At 48.7% G+C, this 19,750-nt stretch carries 21 protein-coding genes; 10 read left to right on the forward strand and 11 right to left on the reverse strand.

The genetic code is table 11. The annotated features are described in order from the left end of the window. Window positions 1-151 precede the first annotated feature (151 nt). Window positions 152-754: a LysE family translocator gene (locus tag DKW60_RS17855; protein WP_219988819.1), complete on the forward strand. Its 603-nt coding sequence runs from the start codon at window positions 152-154 to the stop codon at window positions 752-754. 115 nt (window positions 755-869) lie between these two features. Then, complete coding sequence (locus DKW60_RS17860; protein WP_109839028.1) at window positions 870-1,553, forward strand: zinc metallopeptidase; 684 nt, start codon at window positions 870-872, stop codon at window positions 1,551-1,553. Between the two features lie 105 nt (window positions 1,554-1,658). Here the strand turns inward: DKW60_RS17860 and DKW60_RS17865 are convergent, their stop codons facing one another. Both DKW60_RS17865 and DKW60_RS17870 read right to left on the reverse strand, forming a co-directional pair. Beyond that, window positions 1,659-3,239, reverse strand: coding sequence for an ATP-binding protein (locus DKW60_RS17865; RefSeq protein WP_109839029.1), 1,581 nt, complete (start codon window positions 3,237-3,239; stop codon window positions 1,659-1,661). Then, the gene (locus tag DKW60_RS17870; RefSeq protein WP_109839030.1) at window positions 3,232-4,026 is read right to left on the reverse strand and encodes a response regulator; all 795 of its coding nucleotides are present in this window, start codon (window positions 4,024-4,026) and stop codon (window positions 3,232-3,234) included. The genes DKW60_RS17865 and DKW60_RS17870 overlap by 8 nt, the downstream gene beginning before the upstream one ends. Before the next feature lie 244 nt (window positions 4,027-4,270). Here DKW60_RS17870 and DKW60_RS17875 point away from each other — a divergent pair, with 244 nt between their 5' ends. Continuing rightward, complete coding sequence (locus DKW60_RS17875) at window positions 4,271-5,053, forward strand: MipA/OmpV family protein (RefSeq protein ID WP_109839031.1); 783 nt, start codon at window positions 4,271-4,273, stop codon at window positions 5,051-5,053. 259 nt (window positions 5,054-5,312) lie between these two features. Continuing rightward, entirely contained in the window at window positions 5,313-5,795 is a 483-nt protein-coding gene (locus DKW60_RS17880) for a tetratricopeptide repeat protein (RefSeq protein ID WP_109839032.1), read from the forward strand. Here DKW60_RS17880 and DKW60_RS17885 read toward each other — a convergent pair. The 3 genes from DKW60_RS17885 to DKW60_RS17895 all read right to left on the reverse strand — a co-directional run bounded on the left by DKW60_RS17885 (window position 5,792) and on the right by DKW60_RS17895 (window position 9,036). Next, window positions 5,792-7,054: an ATP-binding protein gene (locus DKW60_RS17885; RefSeq protein ID WP_109839033.1), complete on the reverse strand. Its 1,263-nt coding sequence runs from the start codon at window positions 7,052-7,054 to the stop codon at window positions 5,792-5,794. The two genes, DKW60_RS17880 and DKW60_RS17885, sit on opposite strands and share 4 nt — an antisense overlap. 73 nt (window positions 7,055-7,127) lie before the next feature. Beyond that, complete coding sequence (gene argE, locus DKW60_RS17890) at window positions 7,128-8,294, reverse strand: acetylornithine deacetylase (protein WP_219988820.1); 1,167 nt, start codon at window positions 8,292-8,294, stop codon at window positions 7,128-7,130. Window positions 8,295-8,364: 70 nt separating this feature from the next. After that, window positions 8,365-9,036: a DUF1028 domain-containing protein gene (locus DKW60_RS17895; RefSeq protein WP_109839034.1), complete on the reverse strand. Its 672-nt coding sequence runs from the start codon at window positions 9,034-9,036 to the stop codon at window positions 8,365-8,367. Between the two features lie 306 nt (window positions 9,037-9,342). Between DKW60_RS17895 and DKW60_RS17900 the strand changes: the two genes are divergently transcribed. From DKW60_RS17900 to DKW60_RS17920, 5 genes are all read left to right on the forward strand, one after another. After that, window positions 9,343-9,603, forward strand: a complete 261-nt coding sequence (locus DKW60_RS17900) for a hypothetical protein (protein ID WP_109839035.1) — start codon at window positions 9,343-9,345, stop codon at window positions 9,601-9,603. Between the two features lie 60 nt (window positions 9,604-9,663). Then, the gene (locus DKW60_RS17905; protein ID WP_109839036.1) at window positions 9,664-10,590 is read left to right on the forward strand and encodes a LysR substrate-binding domain-containing protein; all 927 of its coding nucleotides are present in this window, start codon (window positions 9,664-9,666) and stop codon (window positions 10,588-10,590) included. 88 nt (window positions 10,591-10,678) lie between these two features. Further along, window positions 10,679-11,812 carry an aromatic ring-hydroxylating oxygenase subunit alpha gene (locus tag DKW60_RS17910; RefSeq protein ID WP_109839037.1) on the forward strand — a complete coding sequence of 378 codons (1,134 nt, stop codon included), beginning with the start codon at window positions 10,679-10,681 and terminating at the stop codon, window positions 11,810-11,812. Between the two features lie 9 nt (window positions 11,813-11,821). Further along, window positions 11,822-12,943, forward strand: a complete 1,122-nt coding sequence (locus tag DKW60_RS17915) for an aromatic ring-hydroxylating oxygenase subunit alpha (protein WP_109839038.1) — start codon at window positions 11,822-11,824, stop codon at window positions 12,941-12,943. A gap of 122 nt (window positions 12,944-13,065) precedes the next feature. Beyond that, window positions 13,066-13,968, forward strand: coding sequence for an NAD(P)-dependent oxidoreductase (locus tag DKW60_RS17920; protein WP_109839039.1), 903 nt, complete (start codon window positions 13,066-13,068; stop codon window positions 13,966-13,968). Between the two features lie 107 nt (window positions 13,969-14,075). Here the strand turns inward: DKW60_RS17920 and DKW60_RS17925 are convergent, their stop codons facing one another. Further along, complete coding sequence (locus tag DKW60_RS17925) at window positions 14,076-14,429, reverse strand: YkgJ family cysteine cluster protein (protein ID WP_109839040.1); 354 nt, start codon at window positions 14,427-14,429, stop codon at window positions 14,076-14,078. A gap of 107 nt (window positions 14,430-14,536) precedes the next feature. Here DKW60_RS17925 and DKW60_RS17930 point away from each other — a divergent pair, with 107 nt between their 5' ends. Continuing rightward, entirely contained in the window at window positions 14,537-14,887 is a 351-nt protein-coding gene (locus DKW60_RS17930; protein ID WP_109839041.1) for a DUF1294 domain-containing protein, read from the forward strand. A 51-nt stretch (window positions 14,888-14,938) separates the two neighbouring features. Here DKW60_RS17930 and DKW60_RS17935 read toward each other — a convergent pair whose 3' ends face one another. From DKW60_RS17935 to DKW60_RS17955, 5 genes are all read right to left on the reverse strand, one after another. Further along, window positions 14,939-15,649 (reverse strand): RraA family protein, encoded by a 711-nt coding sequence (locus DKW60_RS17935; protein ID WP_219988821.1) that lies wholly within the window; start codon window positions 15,647-15,649, stop codon window positions 14,939-14,941. A 93-nt stretch (window positions 15,650-15,742) separates the two neighbouring features. Further along, window positions 15,743-16,864, reverse strand: coding sequence for a cobalamin-independent methionine synthase II family protein (locus DKW60_RS17940; protein WP_109839042.1), 1,122 nt, complete (start codon window positions 16,862-16,864; stop codon window positions 15,743-15,745). A 23-nt stretch (window positions 16,865-16,887) separates the two neighbouring features. Further along, the gene (locus tag DKW60_RS17945) at window positions 16,888-17,871 is read right to left on the reverse strand and encodes a cupin domain-containing protein (protein ID WP_109839043.1); all 984 of its coding nucleotides are present in this window, start codon (window positions 17,869-17,871) and stop codon (window positions 16,888-16,890) included. After that, window positions 17,868-18,857 (reverse strand): nuclear transport factor 2 family protein, encoded by a 990-nt coding sequence (locus tag DKW60_RS17950; RefSeq protein ID WP_219988822.1) that lies wholly within the window; start codon window positions 18,855-18,857, stop codon window positions 17,868-17,870. Before DKW60_RS17950 ends, DKW60_RS17945 begins: the two co-directional genes overlap by 4 nt. A gap of 105 nt (window positions 18,858-18,962) precedes the next feature. Beyond that, on the reverse strand, window positions 18,963-19,724 hold the full coding sequence (locus DKW60_RS17955) for an SDR family NAD(P)-dependent oxidoreductase (RefSeq protein WP_109839044.1): 762 nt from the start codon (window positions 19,722-19,724) through the stop codon (window positions 18,963-18,965). Window positions 19,725-19,750 lie beyond the last annotated feature (26 nt).

The raw sequence follows: 19,750 nt of genomic DNA on the forward strand, positions 1-19,750 counted from the left end.
CAAGCATATCATCACCAACCTGTTAAGGCAGGTGCAGGGTAAAGCGAGCTTGAAAGTGAAGCGGAAAAAAGCGGCGTGGTCTGTCGAGTTTCTTGAAAAACTATTGCGGCAAGAGCTGTAAATCTTTCAAGCGATTGCCCTGGGTATAACCATGATTTCCATTGAATTGATACTGACTGTAATTACATTTGCATTTGTTACCTCGGTTACGCCGGGGCCGAACAACATTATGCTGACAGCCTCTGGTGCGAACTTTGGTTTTAAACGTACCTTGCCACACGTCGCGGGCATTATTATCGGCATGATGTTTTTGAATATCTCAGTGGGACTCGGTTTAGGCGCACTGTTCACTCAGTTTCCGGTTCTGCAGCAAATACTGAGAGTCGCGGGGACAGCTTATTTGTTATGGCTGGCTTACAAGCTGTTATCGTTTTCCAGTATTGGTAATAAGGCGCAGGATGCGAAGCCCTTCTCACTGCTTCAGGCCATCGCCTTTCAATACATTAATCCAAAGGCATGGATTATGGTGATCTCCGCAAATGCCAGCTTCTCACTCATGGGTGATGGCTACTGGTGGTCGGTGTTTATGATTACCACGACCTATATGATTGTTGGTACGCCATCGATTATGTTGTGGGCGGGATTTGGCCAATACATCCGGCGCTTTCTAGGTCAGCAATCAGTGCTCAAGTCATTTAACATTACGATGGCTACGCTGACCGCTTTGTGTGTGGTGTTTATTTGGCTGGATTAAACTGAACACACGGAGTCGGACAAGCGCTAAAATTTTCCCGCCATTCAACACTTCGATCAACCTTTCAGAAAAGGGAGTTCTGTGTGTTCGCAGGCACAGCGTTTATACTGCACACATGATTTATATTGCACTCATTGCCATATTGGCCCTACTCAGCTATCTGCCGCAACTGTGGATACGCAGAGTAATGAAACAAAACTCCTACGAGATTCCGGAAATGGAAGGCACGGGCGGAGAGTTGGCGAAACACCTCATCGAGCGTTTTGGACTGACTGGAATCGGCGTTGAGAAAACCGATGAAAACGCGGATCACTTTGACCCCACAGACCAAATGGTTCGTCTGAGTCCGAGTAATTATGACGGTAAATCGCTAAAAGCAGTGGCCGTTGCTGCGCATGAAGTCGGACATGCCATACAGTTCCACCGCAAAGAAGAAATCTTTAAGCTGCGCGAAAAATACATTCCGCAAGCCATTAAGATGCGCAAACTGGGCGTGTATGTACTATGGGCATCTCCCATATTTGCCTTAGTGCTACGTACTCCCGTCGCTATTGCGATGCCTATTTTGATTAGTATCGTGATGCAGATTATCTCTGCGATGACCTATCTGGTGGTGTTGCCGGAAGAATGGGATGCCAGTTTTGGTAAGGCACTGCCGATACTACGCGAAGGTTATGTGCCGGAAGAGTATATGCCTCAAGCAGAGAGTGTGCTGAGAGCTGCAGCGTTTACATACTTTGCTGCAGCCTTGTCTAGCATGTTGAATTTGGGTTATCTGATGTTATTGCTACGTCGTTAGTCTGGGCAGATTGTCCCGCACACTCTTCGGCGGCTGACTGCTAGTAAGCGGTAGTAGATTACTAGCAGTGTTCTAGTGACATTAGTCATCTCTGTCATTCAGACTCTACGCCCAACTCACACAGAAGCGTGCACCACCCAGTGGTGAATCCTGAATCTCAACACGCCCTTCATGAGCATTGACGATACGCTTAACGATAGCCAAGCCCAAACCGAACCCATCGTTGGCTTTGTTGCGGCTATTATCCTGAGTGGCAAAAGCCTCAAACAAGCGTTCCCGCTCACCTACAGGAATACCAACACCATCATCGTCCACGCATAAAAGCACCTGATGATTGTCAGCATTGACTGATACGGATACCGACACACGGGTGCTAGCATAGCGGATGGCGTTTTGCACCAGATTACTCAGTAAACGATTCATCAGAACGCTATCGAATTTAGCGGTGGATTGTTTAGCCAAGTCATCGCACTCCCATGTCAACACTATCGCACCGGATAATGGCAAGAGACTATTCATCGCCTCATCCAGCCAGGGACACAATGCCTCGATCTCAAGATTTGCCGTGCTACTGCCTAGATCCAGCCGCGCATAAGTCAGCAGTTCATTGAGCAGGCTATCCAGCTCATCCATATCCGTATTCATATTGCTGATATAACGAGACTTGTCAGACGCGTCTTTTGTGTCTTCCAGCATATCCAGTGAAAAACGCATACGGGCCACCGGTGTGCGCAGCTCATGTGACACGGCGCTAGTGAGCTCTTTATGGGAGCGAATACTACGTTGCGTTTGCTCAGCCATGTTGTTGAATGCCTGACTCAGTTGCGCTAAACGAGAGCGTTTCTTATACGGCACACGAGCATCATATTCACCCGCACCAAACTGCTCCGCTGCTTTACGAATACGCGATAAATCACGCCATAAAGTCCACACCCAAAACAAGCTTGTCAATGCGACTAATAACAATAAGGTGCCAAGGATCATGAGGTTAATAAACGGCGCAATCCACGGCAGTTCAATGTGCGGCACATGTACCACCCAAGGACTATTTTTCAGCTGCAGGTAGAGTTGCAAGTTATCTTCACTTTTAACGACAGACACCAGTTTTCCAGCGTCTAGTTTGCGTAGATATTGGTCTTCCAGCGTTAACGCATCACGAGCCAGCAGGCTGATTTCAAAACCAAACGCCTGCTTTAATTCCGCCATCGCAGCGGGTTGTTGCGCTGGAGGAAATTGTTCCAATTCTTGTTGAATCAGGTAGGCCGTACCAGAAGCGGTACTCTCTTCATCCATTGCCAACGTTTGGTCAAATGCTGCAGACCATACCAAGTCCGAGTCAGGCAAATAGGCATAAAGAAAGTCAGCATCAAAGACCTCTTTACGGACAATTAAACCTTGCTCTAATCGCTCAGTTTCATGCGCAGAAAATTCAACTTCATCGCGCCTTAATAGGGCAAGCGGGTAATCAAATCGGGGAATCAATTCATCGACTTTGGCATCTCGCTCTGCGTCGTTTAGCCCCTCGACTTGACGGTTCAATAAGTTAAAAGTGCCTTTACCAATATTTTGGTAGTAATTCTCCTGAAAAGGTCTCACCAGGTATTGTCCGTAACTGTCTACCCCCAATAAATAGCTCACCAACACAGCAATGAGCAACACATTTAGCGTAATAAATAATTTAATCATTTGGCCATCCTTGTGCCGAAAACAGGTAACCCTGACCGCGCACGGTTTTAATTCCCGACGGCTTGGCGGGATTGGTTTCCAGCAATTTACGCAAACGGGAAATTCGAATATCTACCGAGCGGTCCAGCCCGTCATATTCAATACCCGACATGGCTTCAAAAATTGCATCGCGACTGAGTACTACACCGGCGTTTTTTGCCAGTAGATACAGCAAGTCGAATTCTTGTGTGGTGAAATCAATGAGTTGATTATTGAGATGTACTTCGCGACTGGCAGGGTCAACTTCGAGCTGTCCGAAGATCATTTTAGAGACTGCACCTGCTGCTGACGGAGTCTGGTCTGTTGTGGTTAACACTGATGCATCGTTTGCTGTTGAAGTAACTTGCGAGACGTGTAAGACCGGTGCCGCCTGATAACGTCGCAATAAAGCCCTCACCCGGGCTAGTAAGACACGCGGTTGTACCGGCTTAACCACATAATCATCCGCGCCAAGTTCCAATCCAACGACCTGATCTATATCCTCATCACGCGCCGTTAGCATTAAAATCGGTGACGGATAAGTCGGGCGCACCTGACGGCACACTTCTAAACCATCCAGTCCCGGCAACATCAAATCCAGTATCACCAGATCCGGCTGCATCTGTATGATGCGCTGCACGGCTGTGTCGCCACGATATTCCGTTGCCACTTTCAGTCCCTGCTTTTGCAGGTATTCGCTAATCAGATCAGACAGTCGCTTGTCATCTTCGACTAATAAAATAGTGTGATAATGCGGAACGTTTTCCATAAGATTTCTCGTTACAAGGTGTTTTGCCGGATGCAAATAGCATAACGCCACCGCCCCGACACTCACTGAATCTAGTTTTCCATACGCCGCACTGCACGCTCAAGACAATAAATGTTGGAGTTTTGTAGGCTGAATCGACTTGCCTGAAACATTCCTCAACAAAGCAACAACAACTCCGCAACAGACCCTACAAAGCACGCGGCATACCATCTCCCTACCGTCAAACAACAGCAAGGGAATACCGATGAAAACAATCATGACACTCACCGCGACCAGCCTTTTAATTGCCATGACACCAGTCAGTTCTGCATTTGCAGATGACAAGGGAGCGACACCCAACCGTTTTGGTGTCGGTTTAAACCTCACTAATAATCCAATGATTTATGATGCTCAGGACGGTGATTATCGTGCCGGAATCCATCTGCAATATCGTGGTAAACGCTTTAATATGAATCAGGACTCCATGGCTTATCGCTTTTTTAACCGCAATAACTTTCACGTCGAAGGTTTGGTCAAATATGAATCCAGGGGCTTTGAAAGCAACGATTACAAAGCATTCGAAGGCTTGAGTGACCGCGATGAGTCGGCTGATTTGGGACTACGCGCAGGCTATGAAACGCCCTACGGAACGCTGACGCTGGATGCTACCAAGGATATTAGTGATACCCACGAGGGTCATGAGGCCGACCTGCGATTTGGCCCGGGCTTATACGCAGAATCCCCTTCAGGCAACGGCAACAATGCCAGCTTTGGTTTAATCGCAGGTGTGAAATGGCAAAGTGATAAGACTGTTGATTATTACTACGGTGTAAAAGACAGTGAAGCGACCGCCACACGGGCAGCTTATAAAGGTAAGGCTGCTGTCACACCCTATATCGGCATCGGTGGGCAAACCAGTATCGGTAGAAATGTCACTCTGTCCGGCAGTGTGATTTACAAAGATCAGCCGGATGAAATTACGGATAGTCCGCTGGTGAATGACGATCATGATATCGCCGCAAATCTTGGATTCACTTACTGGTTTTAAGCGGCCATCGTACTGCAATCCATTGATAGTGATTCTTCCGAATGAGTTAGTTTGGGAGAGTCACCATCATGTTTCCCACCGCGGAATCCATAATACCCTCCTCCCGCTATTGCTCCTTAGCTGTAAAAATACCAAGACATTCAGCCATTGATTCGTCGAATCAAAATATTTAATCCACGAATAATGCTCAGTGTCTTACACTAAAGCTTCAAAACCCCAATCAACAATAAGACTTCACCACACACGAGGACACTGACTCATGACGGCCTACAGCAAATTTACCCAACTCCTACTAATCGCCATTACCAGTTTCGCGTTGAGCCAGACAGGCTATGCCGCAGGGACTAGTGAAGATGAGGAAAGCAGTGACAGCGACTGGAAAAGTTATGTGCTGGCAAAGCTGGATGAAAAACTATACGAAGACGCCTTCTCGCGCTTGTTAGATACAGAAACGGATAATGCCGATACCTCGGCCGACTGGAATAACCTGATGGGTTACACCATGCGCATGCTGGATGATCCTGATCTTGATGCATCGGAAGAACATTATATTAAAGCGGTAGAGCTACAAGCTGATCACAAAGGTGCACTGGAATATTATGGTGAATTAAAACTGCAGCAGGGTGACCTTGAAGGGGCTAAGAAATTGCTTAGTCGTTTGGAAGAGGTTTGTGCCGAGGGCTGTGAAGAGCTGGATACGCTGAAGAAGTCGGTTGAGGCTTACGAGGCTAAGCAGGGTTAAGTCCAGAGTATCGATAGCGGTAGCGCATAAAGTGTTCTAGCGCCTATCTGGAACGGCAAGACTGACGACCCCGTATATAAGACGAACCCTGCTTTGAATGCAGGACCGATAAAGTCTGCAAATTTGGCAATACCTTTAAAATCGCTCTCAGATACCGTTGCAGACGCTTTGATTTCCAGTGCATTCAAACGTCCGTCATGTTGTTCCAAAATTATATCCACTTCATTTTTTTTCTTATCACGATAATGATAAATATTCATGGTTTGTTGTGACCAACCCATGTGCTTGAAACACTCCATGACTACAAAACTCTCCAGCAAGCCACCGTAAAAATTAGATAGCAGTAACTGCTCTGGTGTGGATAAGCCCAACAAATGACAAGCCAGGCCTGTATCCACCATCTGCAGTTTCGGCATTCCAATGGTTTGACGCTTGGCGCGATTTTTCACAAATGGATGTAAACGCTTAACGATAAACATCCACTCCAAGGCTTCAATATATGACTTCACTACTTTGTCATTCTGCGCCAAATCATTGGCTACATTAGAGTATTTCAACAAGTTGCCACTCAATCCCGCCAAATATGGAATCAACGACTCCAATTTGGTGTGATAGTTGCCTTTCGCAGTATAAATACTCTCGAAATCCTTGTACAAGCGCCCCTGTAAATAAGAGTTTAACCAGATTGGTTTGGCTCGCGCGCTTTTTGTTTGTAACTCGGGATAACCACCATTAATCAACGCCTGCGCATAATCTTCGCGTACCATCTCGGGTAAACCATTAGGGCTTGCTGCAACATCTGCCAGTAGAAAATCAATTAGATTGAAGCGACCACCTGATAACTCTGTTACTGATAGTGGGTACAGCTCGACACGTGCCATATGCCCCGGAAGCGACTCCTGTGTTTTCGCAGAGCTAAATACGTCCGCAGAACCAGTCAGGAAGAACTTGCCTCGCTCACTTGCTGATAACCGGTCTGAAGCCAACTTAATCGCACTAACTAACTCTGGCGCATACTGAAACTCATCTAACACTATCGACTGTTGACGGTTTAATAAACTTTGAATAAAACCTACCGGGTCACTTTTCGCTGAAGCAAGCATTGTATGGTCATCCAAAGAGACGTAGTACATACCTGCTTCATCAGCCATTTTTCGGGCAAGCGTAGTTTTACCGGCTTGTCTTGGACCTGCTAGGTAAAGAATGCGAAATTCTTGGAGTAATTCTTTTAATAAACTTTCTGTGTAACGTGGGTACATCGCAGTCTCGCAGGTGATATTACGAGAAATACTACACCATAATACGAATTATACCCACCAATAATACGAATAATTACCTCGCAACCCGCTCCACCAACCGCCCCATCATCCCATCACAAGCCTGCAACTGCGCCAAGCTCACATATTCATCCGCCTTATGCGCCTGCTGAATACTCCCCGGCCCGCACACCACTGCCGGAATCCCCAGCCGCTCACTAAACAAACCACCCTCAGTACCAAAGCTGATCTTGCTCACGTCGGAGTCCTCACTCAGCAAGCCTCGGGCAAACTCAACGACCGCAGCATCCGGTGCAGTATATAAGCCGGGATAGCCTGACAATGTCATGAAATCAAATCCCACCTTCACTGACACTCCCAACATGTCAGGTAGCAATACCTTTGCGGCATAATCCTGAATGCGTTGCAAAATCACATCAGGATCATCCTGCGGCAGGTGGCGAATTTCAAAGTCAAAGGTGCATTGGTTCGGTACAATATTCAGCGCGGTTCCGCCGTTAAACACCCCGACATGTAACGTGGTATGCGGCACACGGTAGTCAGAATCAAACGGGCCATTCACCTTAAACTCAGCGTGGATGCGACGGATTTCAGCCACCAATTCTGCCGCATATTCAATCGCATTCACCGCTTCTGTGGGGTAGGCAGAGTGGCCGCTTTGTCCGGTGACTGTAACGCGCACAGAGCGCTTACCTTTGTGACCGATCATTACTTTCATTGAAGTGGGTTCGCCAATAATAGCCATAGCCGGGCGCACTGGCAGGCCCTCCATAACATCGATCATGCGGCGCACCCCGAGACAACCAACTTCTTCATCGTAAGAAAACGCTAAGTGCACCGGCATATGCAAAGTCTGGCGGCTAAGTTGCGGCACAATGGCAAGCGCGCTGGCAATAAAGCCTTTCATATCACAACTACCGCGCGCATACAGGCGCTCATCGCGCTCGGTTAAGGTGAATGGATCGCTCGTCCACGGCTGACCTTTTACCGGCACAACATCAGTATGTCCCGACAGCATAATGCCGCATTTATCTTGCGGGCCAATGGTGGCATAGAGATTGGCTTTGCTACCAGTGTCGTCGTCAATGCATTGAGACTCCACGCCGTATTGCGCGAGGTATTCCTGAACAAAGTGAATCAGTTCCAGATTAGATAAGGCACTGGTGGTATCGAAACTCACTAAGCGGGCCAGTAGCTCCCGACTCGTCATATCCTTATTCATCGCATTCCCCTGCTCGCTGCTTGATTACAACTATCATTTGTTGGTCTGGAGTAACATATTGATCAAACACTTAGAGGTCACCCGGCACACCGTAGGATGGTGAGTTATCAGGGTTTAACCCGCGGGTCACATAGTCATCAACTTGCGGCTTGTAAACCTCCCACAGCGCCAATATATCGGCCATCGGGTCTTCGCTCCAGTCTACTCGCAGATCAATGATTGGCCAGGCCACCTCACCCGCTACCTGTAAGCCCATGGAGTGTACCGGCCCCGCTTCCCCTCCTGCAGCGAGTGCGGCTTGCAGCGCGGCAATTAACCGTTCAGCGAGTTGTCCTTCATGCGCTTCAAAGGCAGTGACCATCGCGGCGGCCACAGTATCATTCGCCAGTAGATTACCTGCAGCAGCACAATCAGTACCGAGTTGTTGACCGCAGATACCCAGCGCCTGCGTACCGGTAAAAATCACCGGATCACCTGCCTGTCCAACCAATAACAGCTGTCGCCAATCCGCATGTCGCGTTCCGGCCACAGCACCTGCTACTGCTTCAGCACTGTTTCGTCCTATGGCTAAGGCGTCCAGCATGGCGTCACCCAAACGAGGGTCAGTGATATTTTGGCTCAGTGCAGCACCGACGCCGGCACGGGTAAACGAGCAACGACTGGCAACACAGGGGGAAGATGAGCTGATGGCAACGCCAAATTGCCCTGTTTCCGTGCAGCGCGCAGCTATAGAAAAAGTCATAAATATCTCGCGGTGTTAAGGATGGATAACTCAGTCTGAAACAAGCATTAACAAAAGTAAAACCAATTTAATCACTGTAGAAAATTGATTCTGCTTATATGCTTTGTGATATCTTTTATCTGATCCGGATAACCACCGATTCATCACAACCACTAAGCCTTCAACAGTAGGGTATCCAACTATTATAAGCGTTAAGCAACCCTAAACTTTATAGCTGCCGGGCTGTCTTTAATGATGCTATATTCAGAAACGCAACACGAAACACAATAACCACGAATAACATTTAACAAGACAAAAGGATGTGTCATGAAAATTAGTTATCTCATTTTAGTTTCAACCCTCGCTCTTTCCGTTTCAGCCTGTAATCAGGAAGACTCCTCTGCCGCAAATAGTAGCGCTCAAGACGCCGCAAAAGTAGTAGAAGAAACGGTAGAAAAAGCAGTGGAACAAACAGAAGCCGCCGTTGATAAAGCGGCAGAAGTTATTCAGGAAAAAGCCACTGAAGTTAAACAGGCCGTTTCCGAAGCAGTCAGCGAAGGTGAAGCTAAGAGTAAAGACGAGAAATAAAAAACTCAGGCTGCCCTGTGCTTTTCTCAGGGCAGCTTTTAACAAGGCGCCAATGCCTCTATGAAAGCATCACTCAAACAACTTCGCTATTTCGTGGCGGTCGCAGACTGCCGCAAAGTTGCTGATGCAGCGAAGCTGTTGCACGTTTCCCAACCGGCACTTTCCGCAGCGTTGGCACAACTCGAAAGCATCTGGGATACCCAGCTATTCATCCGCCACAAAGCCCAAGGCGTCTCGCTCACCAACAGTGGCGAATTACTACTAAAACACACCCGTCATTTATTGCAGCAAGCGCATTCACTGGAAGATTACGTGCGCGATCTGAACGAGCAAGTCATCGGTGATATCAAAATCGGCTGTTTTTCCACACTCGGCCCCTTGTACATCCCTCAACTATTACAGCAAGCGCAAACCGATTACCCCGAGCTCAATATACAAATACTCGAAGGTGACTTAGAGCAACTGGAGGCGAATCTATTGAACGGACAGCTGGAACTAGCGCTCAGCTATGGACTGGATCAGCACAGCCGCATTCACTATGAACCGCTGGCGGACTCCTTGCCTTACGTGTTACTGCCTGAATCACATCCACTGTGTGAATATGACTCGCTCTCGCTAGAGCAGCTGTATACTGAACCGTTTATTCTGCTGGATTTGCCTCACAGCGGGGATTACTTCCTGTCTCTGTTTCAACAAATTGGTCACCAACCGAAGATTGCCTATCGCAGCCGTAGCTTTGAAATGATTCGCTGCATGGTGGCCTCGGGTCGTGGATTTAGCTTATTAAACCAACGCCTTCGCACTAACCAGGCATACAACGGTGGCACACTGAGGATGATTCCACTAAAGAGCGACCAAACCAGACCGCTGCCAATTGTTATCGCGCGCCATGTAGATCTGATGCCCAGTATGCGGGCCAGACTCGTCACTAGCCTGATTCATAAAATCATCAATCAAGCGAATATCGCCGAAGATAATAAAAATTGATATAAAAGCTAATTAAAATCAGTTTTATTTTACCAAATCTTTTCCTGCACACTAAGACTCATCGGTAGCAAACTCCGCGGGAAAGGTTATGCAGCAATCCATTGATTCACTACTCCAGCAGTTACGCGAAAACGCCGCACTCCCCTTTGAACAAGCGCGCGCCATGCCCAAAGCAGTTTACACTCACCCTGAATTTCTGGAGCAGGAACAGACGCATATATTCAAACAAGAATGGATTTGTGTCGGTCGGCAAGATGCCGCGAAAAATCCCGGTGATTACTTCAGTTGTGAAATCGCCGGTGAGCCTATTTTGGTGATTCGCGATAAGGAACAACAGCTACGTGCCTTTTCTAACGTCTGCCTGCATCGCTTATCAACACTCAAGCAAGGCTCAGGTAACTGTGCCAGAGTGGTCTGCCCCTATCATGGCTGGGCCTATAATCTCACCGGTAAACTGGTCGGTGCACCACAAATGCAGCACTCGCCCGGGTTTAACAAACAAGACTATCAACTCCCCGAAGTCCGCTTAGAAATTTGGCAAGGCTGGGTTTACCTCACCCTCAATAATGACGCCGAACCGATGACTGATAAACTCAGCACTCTCAGCGATAAAATCAATCGATACGGCATGGAGCACTACACGCAAACCTTCTGCGAAACCCACGTCTGGGATACCAACTGGAAGATCCTTGCTGAAAACTTTATGGAAAGCTACCACCTGCCTGTGCTCCATAGCGGTACTGTCGGCCCACATTCCAAGCTGGAAGACATGGATTGCCCACCGGGCGAGCCTGCCTACAATTACCACTGGCTACGTAAAGAAGCCTCACTCGCCATTGGTAATGCACATCCTGACAACACCGCACTGGAAGGTGACTGGCGCTATACCACCGCCTTAATCGCCATCTACCCCGGCCACTTAATCACTCTCACACCCGGTTATTTTTGGTATCTCAGCCTGCAACCTCTGGCTGTCGACAAGGTACAGATTTTATATGGTGGCGGTCTGTCTCCGGAGTTTATCGACGACCCTGAAGGCATCAAAGCCATCGAGCAATTGAAGATTCTGCTAGATGAAGTCAATGTGGAGGATCGCCAGGGTGTCGAAGCCGTGTTTAAAGGCGCACATTCTGCACTCGCCGAGCCTGGGCATTTATGCTGGCTGGAACGGCCTAATTACGACTTTGCGAATTACCTTTCCCAGCGCATCAATGGGAAATAAGGAGGCACTATGAACCCATCCAGCATCGACATTCTCCTTCAGGCACTCAGTCCTTATAACGATGCAAATTACCGCTACTCCTTGCCCCCTCCATTCTACACATCCACTGATTGGCTGGCTTATGAGTCCGAACACCTACTGCAAGACGAATGGCTTTGCTTAGGTCGGGTGGATGAAGTCGCTAGGGCCGGTGACTTTTTTACCGCTGATGTACTCGGTGAGCCATTAATCGTTGTACGTGGTCATGATGATCAGGTACGGGTGCTGTCCAATGTCTGTCGCCACCGCAATATGCAGGTTGCAGAAGGTAAAGGCCGTACCCGCGCTTTCGTCTGCCCTTACCATGCATGGAGTTTTAAAACTGACGGTAGCCTGTTGCAAGCGCCTATGGTGGAAAGTATCGATCGCAGCAAATGCGGTTTACCCGTGTTTAACAGTGAGGTCTGGCAGGGTTTTCTGTTTGTCAATTTAGACGGTCAGGCCGCACCATTAGCACCGCGGCTCACGGCACTAGACTCGTTGCTCAAGAACTACCACAGCGATGAAATGCACCACGTGTTTGTGGAAGAAGATATCTGGGATGCCAACTGGAAATGCCTGTTGGAAAACTTCATGGAAGGCTATCACCTGTCTCGAGTCCACCCACAAACACTAGGCGGTCGCACACCCACTAAACTCTGCGAGAAATTAATTGGTGGAGACTACTTTACCAGCTACCGTGCACATTACCCGCCGAATGCCCCCTCTCGCGGCGACTGCCATCCCGATTTGACCGAAACTGAGAAAGGTTGCTCGACCTTATTTAGCGTGTTTCCCGGACTAGTCGTGTCACAAGCTTCAGATGTACTGGCTTATATAAGCATGCAGCCACACGGGGTGGATCAGGTAAAAATTCGTTGGGGCTTGTCGGTATACGATGCGCAAATGACGCAAGAAGAAATACAGTCACGCGTCGCATTGTGGAAAGCCATCAATGAAGAGGACAAAGCGAAGCTGGCTAAAGTGCAACACGCCCTACACTCAAAATCTGCCGTATCTGGCCCGCTGGCACCGGATGATTTTGAAGGCACCATTCGCGATTTTTACAGCTATCTGTCAAAGCGACTCAGTCCCTTAGCGATTGCTGTTTGAGTTCTGATTCTGGGCTGTGTTGAAGTGTCTCACAGCGGGATACAACGCATACCCACCCCAACGATTAACACCTCGTTTTAATTCTTGTTATGCTATGAATTCAACAATGAGGAGAGATCAAAATGTCTGACAAGCAACGCATTGGCCTGATAGGGGCAGGACTCATGGGGCATGGAATCGGTAAAAACATTCTTTTACACGGCTATTCCTTAACCGTACTGGCACACAACAACCGCAAACCTATCGACAGCCTGTTAGAAAAAGGCGCAACTGAAGCCGACTCCCCAAAAGCAATCGCTGAAGCCTCGGACATCGTTATTTTGTGCGTTACAGGTAGCCCGCAAATTGAAGCGGTTGTATTGGGTGAAAACGGACTACTCTCTGGAATGAAACCCGGCATGGTCATTGTAGATTGCTCCACCGCAGAACCTTCCTCCACCATTGAAGTTGCCAAAAAAGTTCATGAAGCTGGCGGACGTTATGTGGACACACCAATGGTGCGAACACCCGTTGAAGCAGAAGCAGGCAAACTAGCTCTAATGACCGGTGGAGACAAAACAACCCTAGAAGAGATTCGTCCGGTTCTCAATTGCTTCGCAGACACCCTGGTCTATGCCGGTGATGTGGGTGCCGGCCATAAACTCAAGTTAATCAATAACAGTATCGGACTTGCGACTGCTGCGGTTTGCGCTGAGGTCATCTCTGCTGGCATCAAGGGTGGCGTTGATATGCAGGGCTTACGCGATATTGTGGTTGCAGGCGGCTCCAACTCCGTGATGTTTGAAAGAATGATGACGGTATTGCTGGATGGGGATGAGTCGGTTTTTCAATTTGCCATCGAAAATGCACAGAAGGATCTGCGGTATTACACCACGATGACCCAGCAACAGAACTCAACGTCATTTATGGCTGAGAGCGCCCATCAGACTTATGTGATGGCGAGTAATCTTGGCTATGCCGGTGAGTTTGTGCCTAAGCTGGTGGATGTGATGGGCAGGATAAATGACGTGGACAAGAAGGACTGAATTAGCGAACGCTCCAAATGATCATCTGAACTCTATTGTTCCAAACATTGTTTCATCGATGGAACAAACTTTGGAACAATAGCTTTTCAGCGAGTGAAGCCGTCCACTTAAACCAATACCTGCCGCGTATTAGCAATATAAAAATGCACCTGATGCTCAATCTCAGGATCCACCATGGTTTTGGGGCGACAGCCGTTAGGACAAGGCAACGTTTCTGTTGTTCCAAATAACCGACAGATCAGCGGGCGCTCACCATAAACCGTGCAACCATCCGGACCTAAGTGAACACAATTCAGTGCGGCCAATGCCGCCTCATGCTCAGCATCCGTTTTACGCGGTAAACGTGACATTTCCTCTGAGGAGGTAGTCACCGGGCCACAGCAATCGTGACAGCCCGGCGTGCATTCAAATGAGGGAATTTCTTCACGCAAACGCGCAATTGTATCTCGGTCTTCATACATTGTTGGTTATGGCTCACGAGTCTCGGACACTTAGTATATATCTCCACAGCGGCAACAGAATACCCTAGAATAGCGGATCAAAAATAATCACTAAATAAAGGCAACCCATGAAAGTTTTCTCAAGTTCTCTCGCACTAATATTCCTGACGACCCTTGCCGGACTAACCTTCATGAGCATATTGCCACTAGCAATCCTTATCGCCTATCTCACACTCAGCACTGTGACCTTCCTGATGTATTGGAAAGACAAATCTGCGGCTCGCCACGACAAGCAACGCACACCCGAAAACACGCTTCACCTACTTGCACTACTGTGTGGCTGGCCGGGCGCATTACTCGGCCAACAAATCCTCCGCCACAAAACACAGAAAGTGTCTTTTAGGGTAGTGCTGTGGCTCACGGTGGTGGTTAACGTTGCTTTGCTAACTGCCTTTTTATATCTAAGCTGGCCGGTATAAACAACTATAAACAACGCTGTATCACCTCCGCGCAATCAATAATGACTTCTGCTAAGTGCGTGACTTCTCAAATGCAGCCCAGGCCGCTTCCAGTTTTTCAAAATTAAAGCCTTCTTCTCTGGCAGGCCCGAGAATCAATTGCTCGGTATCCAGCAATTTCTGAATCGCAGCCTGTAAATCAGGGATCACCTCCGGTGGAATCACCAATGCCCCATGTCGATCCGCATGCACCAAGTCACCTTCATTCACCAACATACCAAAGACTTCTACCGGTGCACCGATTTCACGCACATGCACAAATGCATGACTAGGGCCGATGGAACCTGCCAGTACCGGAAAGCCCGGCTCGACATCACCTAAATCACGCATCACCCCATTGGTTACCGCGCCAGACATACCCAAGCCTTTATGAACGGTGGTGTGTACTTCTCCCCACCATGCACTCACGCAATTGGGGAAATCCACATCCTCCACCACAGCCAGTGAGGGGTGCGGACCTTCTGACATGGAACGGAAGTAATCCATCCGACGCTTGCGTACTTCGTCTGCAGGAATGGTTGGCGGTTCCAGTCCGGCTATTTTTGCGGTTCGGGCAAAGCCGACCACGGCAGGGTCTTCAGGTGCAGAGCGCAACATTGTGCCGTGTGTGTAGTTATTAAACCCACGCTTACCCTGCGCTACTTCGATGGCATTGCAAACCGTCGGTGTATCGACTTTTTGCAACAGTTCCAGTAATGCGTCATCCAATATTTGTTCAGCCATTTTTTCAATGCCTTTGTAGTTGATTCAGTCAGCCACGATGCAGGCAACCTCATTCAAATTATCATGGTTGCAAACATTGAAGCAGCTTTATGGTTAAACTAAAGCTGCACCTTCAGCCAGTGACGCCAGCTTTGCATAAGCAATATCAGGGTCAACCGCCCCAAACCCTGCAAAGGTACCAAAGCCACAGTCTGTCCCTGCAATCACTCGCTCACGCCCCACCATATCCACAAAACGACGAATGCGCTCCGCGACTAATTCGGGATGTTCAACGAAATTAGTCGTGGTATCCAGCACGCCCGGCACCAGCACTTTGGTATCCGGAATATCTGCTTTACGATCACGGAAGGTCGTCCACTCATGGGCATGACGTGGATTTGACGTTTCAAACAACAAGTACTGCGCCTTGGTTTTCATGAGTGTATCAAACACCTTGCTCATACTGATGTCGCACACATGAGGGCCTTCGTAATTTCCCCAACAAATATGCACGCGCACTTTCTCCTGCGGCACATTTGATAAGGCATAATTCAGCGCTTCCACATGCATATCTGCGATTTTGATAAACTCTGCATCGCTTAAGCCCTGAAACAACATATGACGCGACAGCGCCAAGTCCGGACAATCTAATTGTAAATCCAATCCAGACGCGACGATGGTTTCATATTCTGTTTTCATCACCTTTGACAAGGCTTCGAGATACTTTTCGCGGCTGGGATAAAAGTCATTTTGCAAAAACAGCGAAATCACACCGGGCGATGCTGCATTCATAAACCCACGGCTGATGCCATTGGCTTCCATTCCTGCTTTGAGATGACGGATATCTGCCTGTAAATCCGCATCGCCTTTAGAGGTAATTTCACCGGTACATTTAGGTCGGGAATATTGAGGTGTTCCACCTTCGTCTGCCAGTCGCTTTAAAAAGCCCGGAAACAATTTCAAATCGCCCGGTGCATTACGCTCACTGTCACCACTAAATCCGGTGTAACGATCTTTCACATAAGTGGCGTAGGAAATCTTTGATGTCTCACCATCCGAGACGATATCAACACCTGACTGGGCTTGCTTGGCCACCGTTTCTGCACAGGCTTCTGCCATGCACTGATCAAATGCTGCCTGATCGTAGGCTTTACCATGCTCGCGCGCAAAAATAAAATCGACGACTTCCTGAGTACGCGGCAATGAGCCGACGTGCGTAGTTAAAATCTTTGACATAATTCCTCTCTCCTCACGCTTATTTAGAGCGCATTCCAGTTAGTATAGCCCGCGGGGTCATCGGTATTTCTGACACGGAACAGGCTGGCCTCACAAGTCATGGATGCTGCCAGTGTGCGTTTCATATCTGGTGGCACTGCGCATACATCGCCCGGTGCCAGCACTACCTCACCACCAGCCCAGCCCAAACGCCAATGTCCGCGCATGACCATTAATATTTCGTGTTTGTCAGTGTTGTAGTCATCCAGCGGTGTGTGGTGATTAATAAAATCGACGCTAAAACCAGGACGGTCTGTAATCAAGCCATCGGCACTCAATACATTGGCCGGACGCTGCTTTGCCAATGCCATCATATCTTGATAGCGCGCGATTAGTTTAGTCACGACGACACCCACCGGTGCTTCATTAATCTCTGCCAGCTCTGCATCGGTCATCAGTGGCATAGGTCGTACACCTTCCGGTAGTTGCTCACCCTGTTTGCTGTCATACAGGCGACCGGTTTCAGCCAGTATCAACCCGTGATCAGCGGCTTTTTGAATCACTTCCGGTGCCCAAATCACACCACCACCAGCGTCATCACCACCCAGTATCGACATAATCATGCCGTAGTCCGTGCCGACATTTTCAAAGCCACGAAACAAGTTGGTGGGGATATTTATCAGGTCACCCTCTTCCAGTACCACGTCACCTGCACCCCCATGACGTCCCCAGAAAAAACGCCAACGCCCTTTGAGTACAAAGAAAACCTCTGCAGAACGGTGTGTATGCAAACTGTTAAAACACCTTGGCGGCTGACCCGCTGCGCCGATATTAAAGCCCGGCGTTTCCTTGATGTGTACGTGTTGATCGGGGCTTTCTGAAACGCCACCGCCAATAATGGTGAAGTTTTCTTTTTGGTCACTGCCCGGTGTGTGAGCATCGATAAAAGCCGTTTTACAGGGCACTAAGTCGCCGTAACGAACGATTCGTTGCTCCATCTCCTCAGGAGTTAGAACGGTCTGGCTCATGCAGTAATTCCCTCACCGGTTTGTAACAAGATTTGTTTCCAAATAGCGGTTTCATCAAAGATGGCGAACTCACGGCGAATGCCCCAAGGACCAAACTCGGCATGACAGATTCCCATCACATAAACATCGGTCCCGGTAGGTGTACCAAAACGTCCCCAGCCATCATGTTTGCCGTGTAAGGACCAGCGAATTGCAGTGCGTGGCGGCATCATCGGGTCATCCCGACCGATTTGATGGTGAATTTCAAACCTGGCATTAGGGAATGAGGCTCGCAAGCCCATCCAGAACTGATCCACCGCAGCATAGGAATGCGCAGTCTCACCACCGGGATATTCCAGCTGACAAGCCCGGTCATAATCACGCTCAATGACCGCCATATCCGCATTCATCATAGCCGTTAGCGTGGCGGCGTATTTCTCGCCCCATTCATTGTCATTGCCACGCCCTTTATACGGCCCTTCGATATCGATCTCTGGTGTGAATGGTTTGACGCATTTAGAAGCACCGCCTTCCCGCTGAATCAGATCCATCGCAAACGCCTTCGGCTCCCAGCCCATTTGCTTCACAATTGCGGTCTGATCACGAATCAGCCATTCATCATTGATTTGATTATTGATCGCGTGACAGTCAGCAATAATGCGATAAGTGAGTTTTTTACCGGTCGCTTTACCATACATCCCATCATGCAGGTGCGTTGCGGTGGTGATAATGCGGTGTGAAGACAACATACCTTCTTCAGGCGTACCCGACCAAATTACATCTTCCCCCAATAGAGTACGATCAGGAAACTCTGCCAATGTGGCCATGGTCGCTGCGATGACGCCTTGATTGCCAGACACTACCGAGGCAGGAGAACGCACCGGAATATCAGGCGTGTAGTAATGATGCAGCGTGGCAATACCACGGTCTTCCCAAATCTCTTTGGTAATTCCGATAATGTAATCCGGAAAATCTTTCCACTTCGGATCAAAGCCTTTCATACTCATAATGGTTCCTGTTTCAAAATAGTCCGATATTGATGCCTGTTTCAAATAACCCGCGTGTAGTCTGTGTTTAGAAGACGTTTAGTACGTACTGCTAAAGTCAGTGAATTATCCGGCTGTCCAGCCGCCATCAATCAGCAGTGATGTTCCGGTAATCAATGCTGCTGCGTCAGAGGCTAAAAACACCACGCCGCCCATAATGTCTTCAACTTCACCCACGCGCCCGAGCTTGATTTTTGACTCAATCCAGGCACGTCGCTCAGGGTCTGCTAATGTCGGTGCAGCCAATGCCGTTCGAATAAAGGTCGGGCAAATGGTATTAATACGAATCTGATCCGGCCCCCATTCAATCGCCATGGATTTGGTCATGCCTTCCACTGCATGTTTACTGGCGCAATACACCGCACGATCAACGCCACCCACATGTGCCATCTGACTGGAGATATTAATAATGCTGCCGCCGTTGCCCGCTTTCATACCGCGGGCAACTTCTGTACTGAGGAAATAGGCAGCGCGAACATTGATATCCATCACCGCATCGTAGTTGTCGGGCGTGGTATCCAAAGCCGCAGAGTGACGCGCTAAACCGGCGCTATTAACTAAAATATCAAAGGCATCACATCCGGCTAAGGCGGTTTTCACTGCCTCAAGATCCGTAATATCCAACGCCATTGCCTGAGCGCTATGACCATCTGCTTGCAGAGCTTCGACCAACTCATTCAATGCCTCTGCACGACGTGCCACCAACGTAACGTCAGCACCTGCTTCGGCCAGTGCCACCGCACACGCCAAACCAATACCGGATGAGGCCCCCGCGACCAGTGCACGGCGACCATCAAGTCGAAAGGACGGTGTTTTCGGTAATTGCATTTAAGCCTATATGAACGCATCCCAGT

The organism is Leucothrix pacifica (assembly GCF_003172875.1).
GTDB classification, from domain to species: domain Bacteria; phylum Pseudomonadota; class Gammaproteobacteria; order Thiotrichales; family Thiotrichaceae; genus Leucothrix; species Leucothrix pacifica.

Coding starts and splice junctions, on each gene's coding strand:
- DKW60_RS17855 (WP_219988819.1), top strand. CDS start 152: ATGATTTCCATTGAATTGATACTGACTGTAATTACATTTGCATTTGTT.
- DKW60_RS17860 (WP_109839028.1), top strand. CDS start 870: ATGATTTATATTGCACTCATTGCCATATTGGCCCTACTCAGCTATCTG.
- DKW60_RS17865 (WP_109839029.1), bottom strand. CDS start 3,239: ATGATTAAATTATTTATTACGCTAAATGTGTTGCTCATTGCTGTGTTG.
- DKW60_RS17870 (WP_109839030.1), bottom strand. CDS start 4,026: ATGGAAAACGTTCCGCATTATCACACTATTTTATTAGTCGAAGATGAC.
- DKW60_RS17875 (WP_109839031.1), top strand. CDS start 4,271: ATGAAAACAATCATGACACTCACCGCGACCAGCCTTTTAATTGCCATG.
- DKW60_RS17880 (WP_109839032.1), top strand. CDS start 5,313: ATGACGGCCTACAGCAAATTTACCCAACTCCTACTAATCGCCATTACC.
- DKW60_RS17885 (WP_109839033.1), bottom strand. CDS start 7,054: ATGTACCCACGTTACACAGAAAGTTTATTAAAAGAATTACTCCAAGAA.
- argE (WP_219988820.1), bottom strand. CDS start 8,294: ATGAATAAGGATATGACGAGTCGGGAGCTACTGGCCCGCTTAGTGAGT.
- DKW60_RS17895 (WP_109839034.1), bottom strand. CDS start 9,036: ATGACTTTTTCTATAGCTGCGCGCTGCACGGAAACAGGGCAATTTGGC.
- DKW60_RS17900 (WP_109839035.1), top strand. CDS start 9,343: ATGAAAATTAGTTATCTCATTTTAGTTTCAACCCTCGCTCTTTCCGTT.
- DKW60_RS17905 (WP_109839036.1), top strand. CDS start 9,664: ATGAAAGCATCACTCAAACAACTTCGCTATTTCGTGGCGGTCGCAGAC.
- DKW60_RS17910 (WP_109839037.1), top strand. CDS start 10,679: ATGCAGCAATCCATTGATTCACTACTCCAGCAGTTACGCGAAAACGCC.
- DKW60_RS17915 (WP_109839038.1), top strand. CDS start 11,822: ATGAACCCATCCAGCATCGACATTCTCCTTCAGGCACTCAGTCCTTAT.
- DKW60_RS17920 (WP_109839039.1), top strand. CDS start 13,066: ATGTCTGACAAGCAACGCATTGGCCTGATAGGGGCAGGACTCATGGGG.
- DKW60_RS17925 (WP_109839040.1), bottom strand. CDS start 14,429: ATGTATGAAGACCGAGATACAATTGCGCGTTTGCGTGAAGAAATTCCC.
- DKW60_RS17930 (WP_109839041.1), top strand. CDS start 14,537: ATGAAAGTTTTCTCAAGTTCTCTCGCACTAATATTCCTGACGACCCTT.
- DKW60_RS17935 (WP_219988821.1), bottom strand. CDS start 15,649: ATGGCTGAACAAATATTGGATGACGCATTACTGGAACTGTTGCAAAAA.
- DKW60_RS17940 (WP_109839042.1), bottom strand. CDS start 16,864: ATGTCAAAGATTTTAACTACGCACGTCGGCTCATTGCCGCGTACTCAG.
- DKW60_RS17945 (WP_109839043.1), bottom strand. CDS start 17,871: ATGAGCCAGACCGTTCTAACTCCTGAGGAGATGGAGCAACGAATCGTT.
- DKW60_RS17950 (WP_219988822.1), bottom strand. CDS start 18,857: ATGAGTATGAAAGGCTTTGATCCGAAGTGGAAAGATTTTCCGGATTAC.
- DKW60_RS17955 (WP_109839044.1), bottom strand. CDS start 19,724: ATGCAATTACCGAAAACACCGTCCTTTCGACTTGATGGTCGCCGTGCA.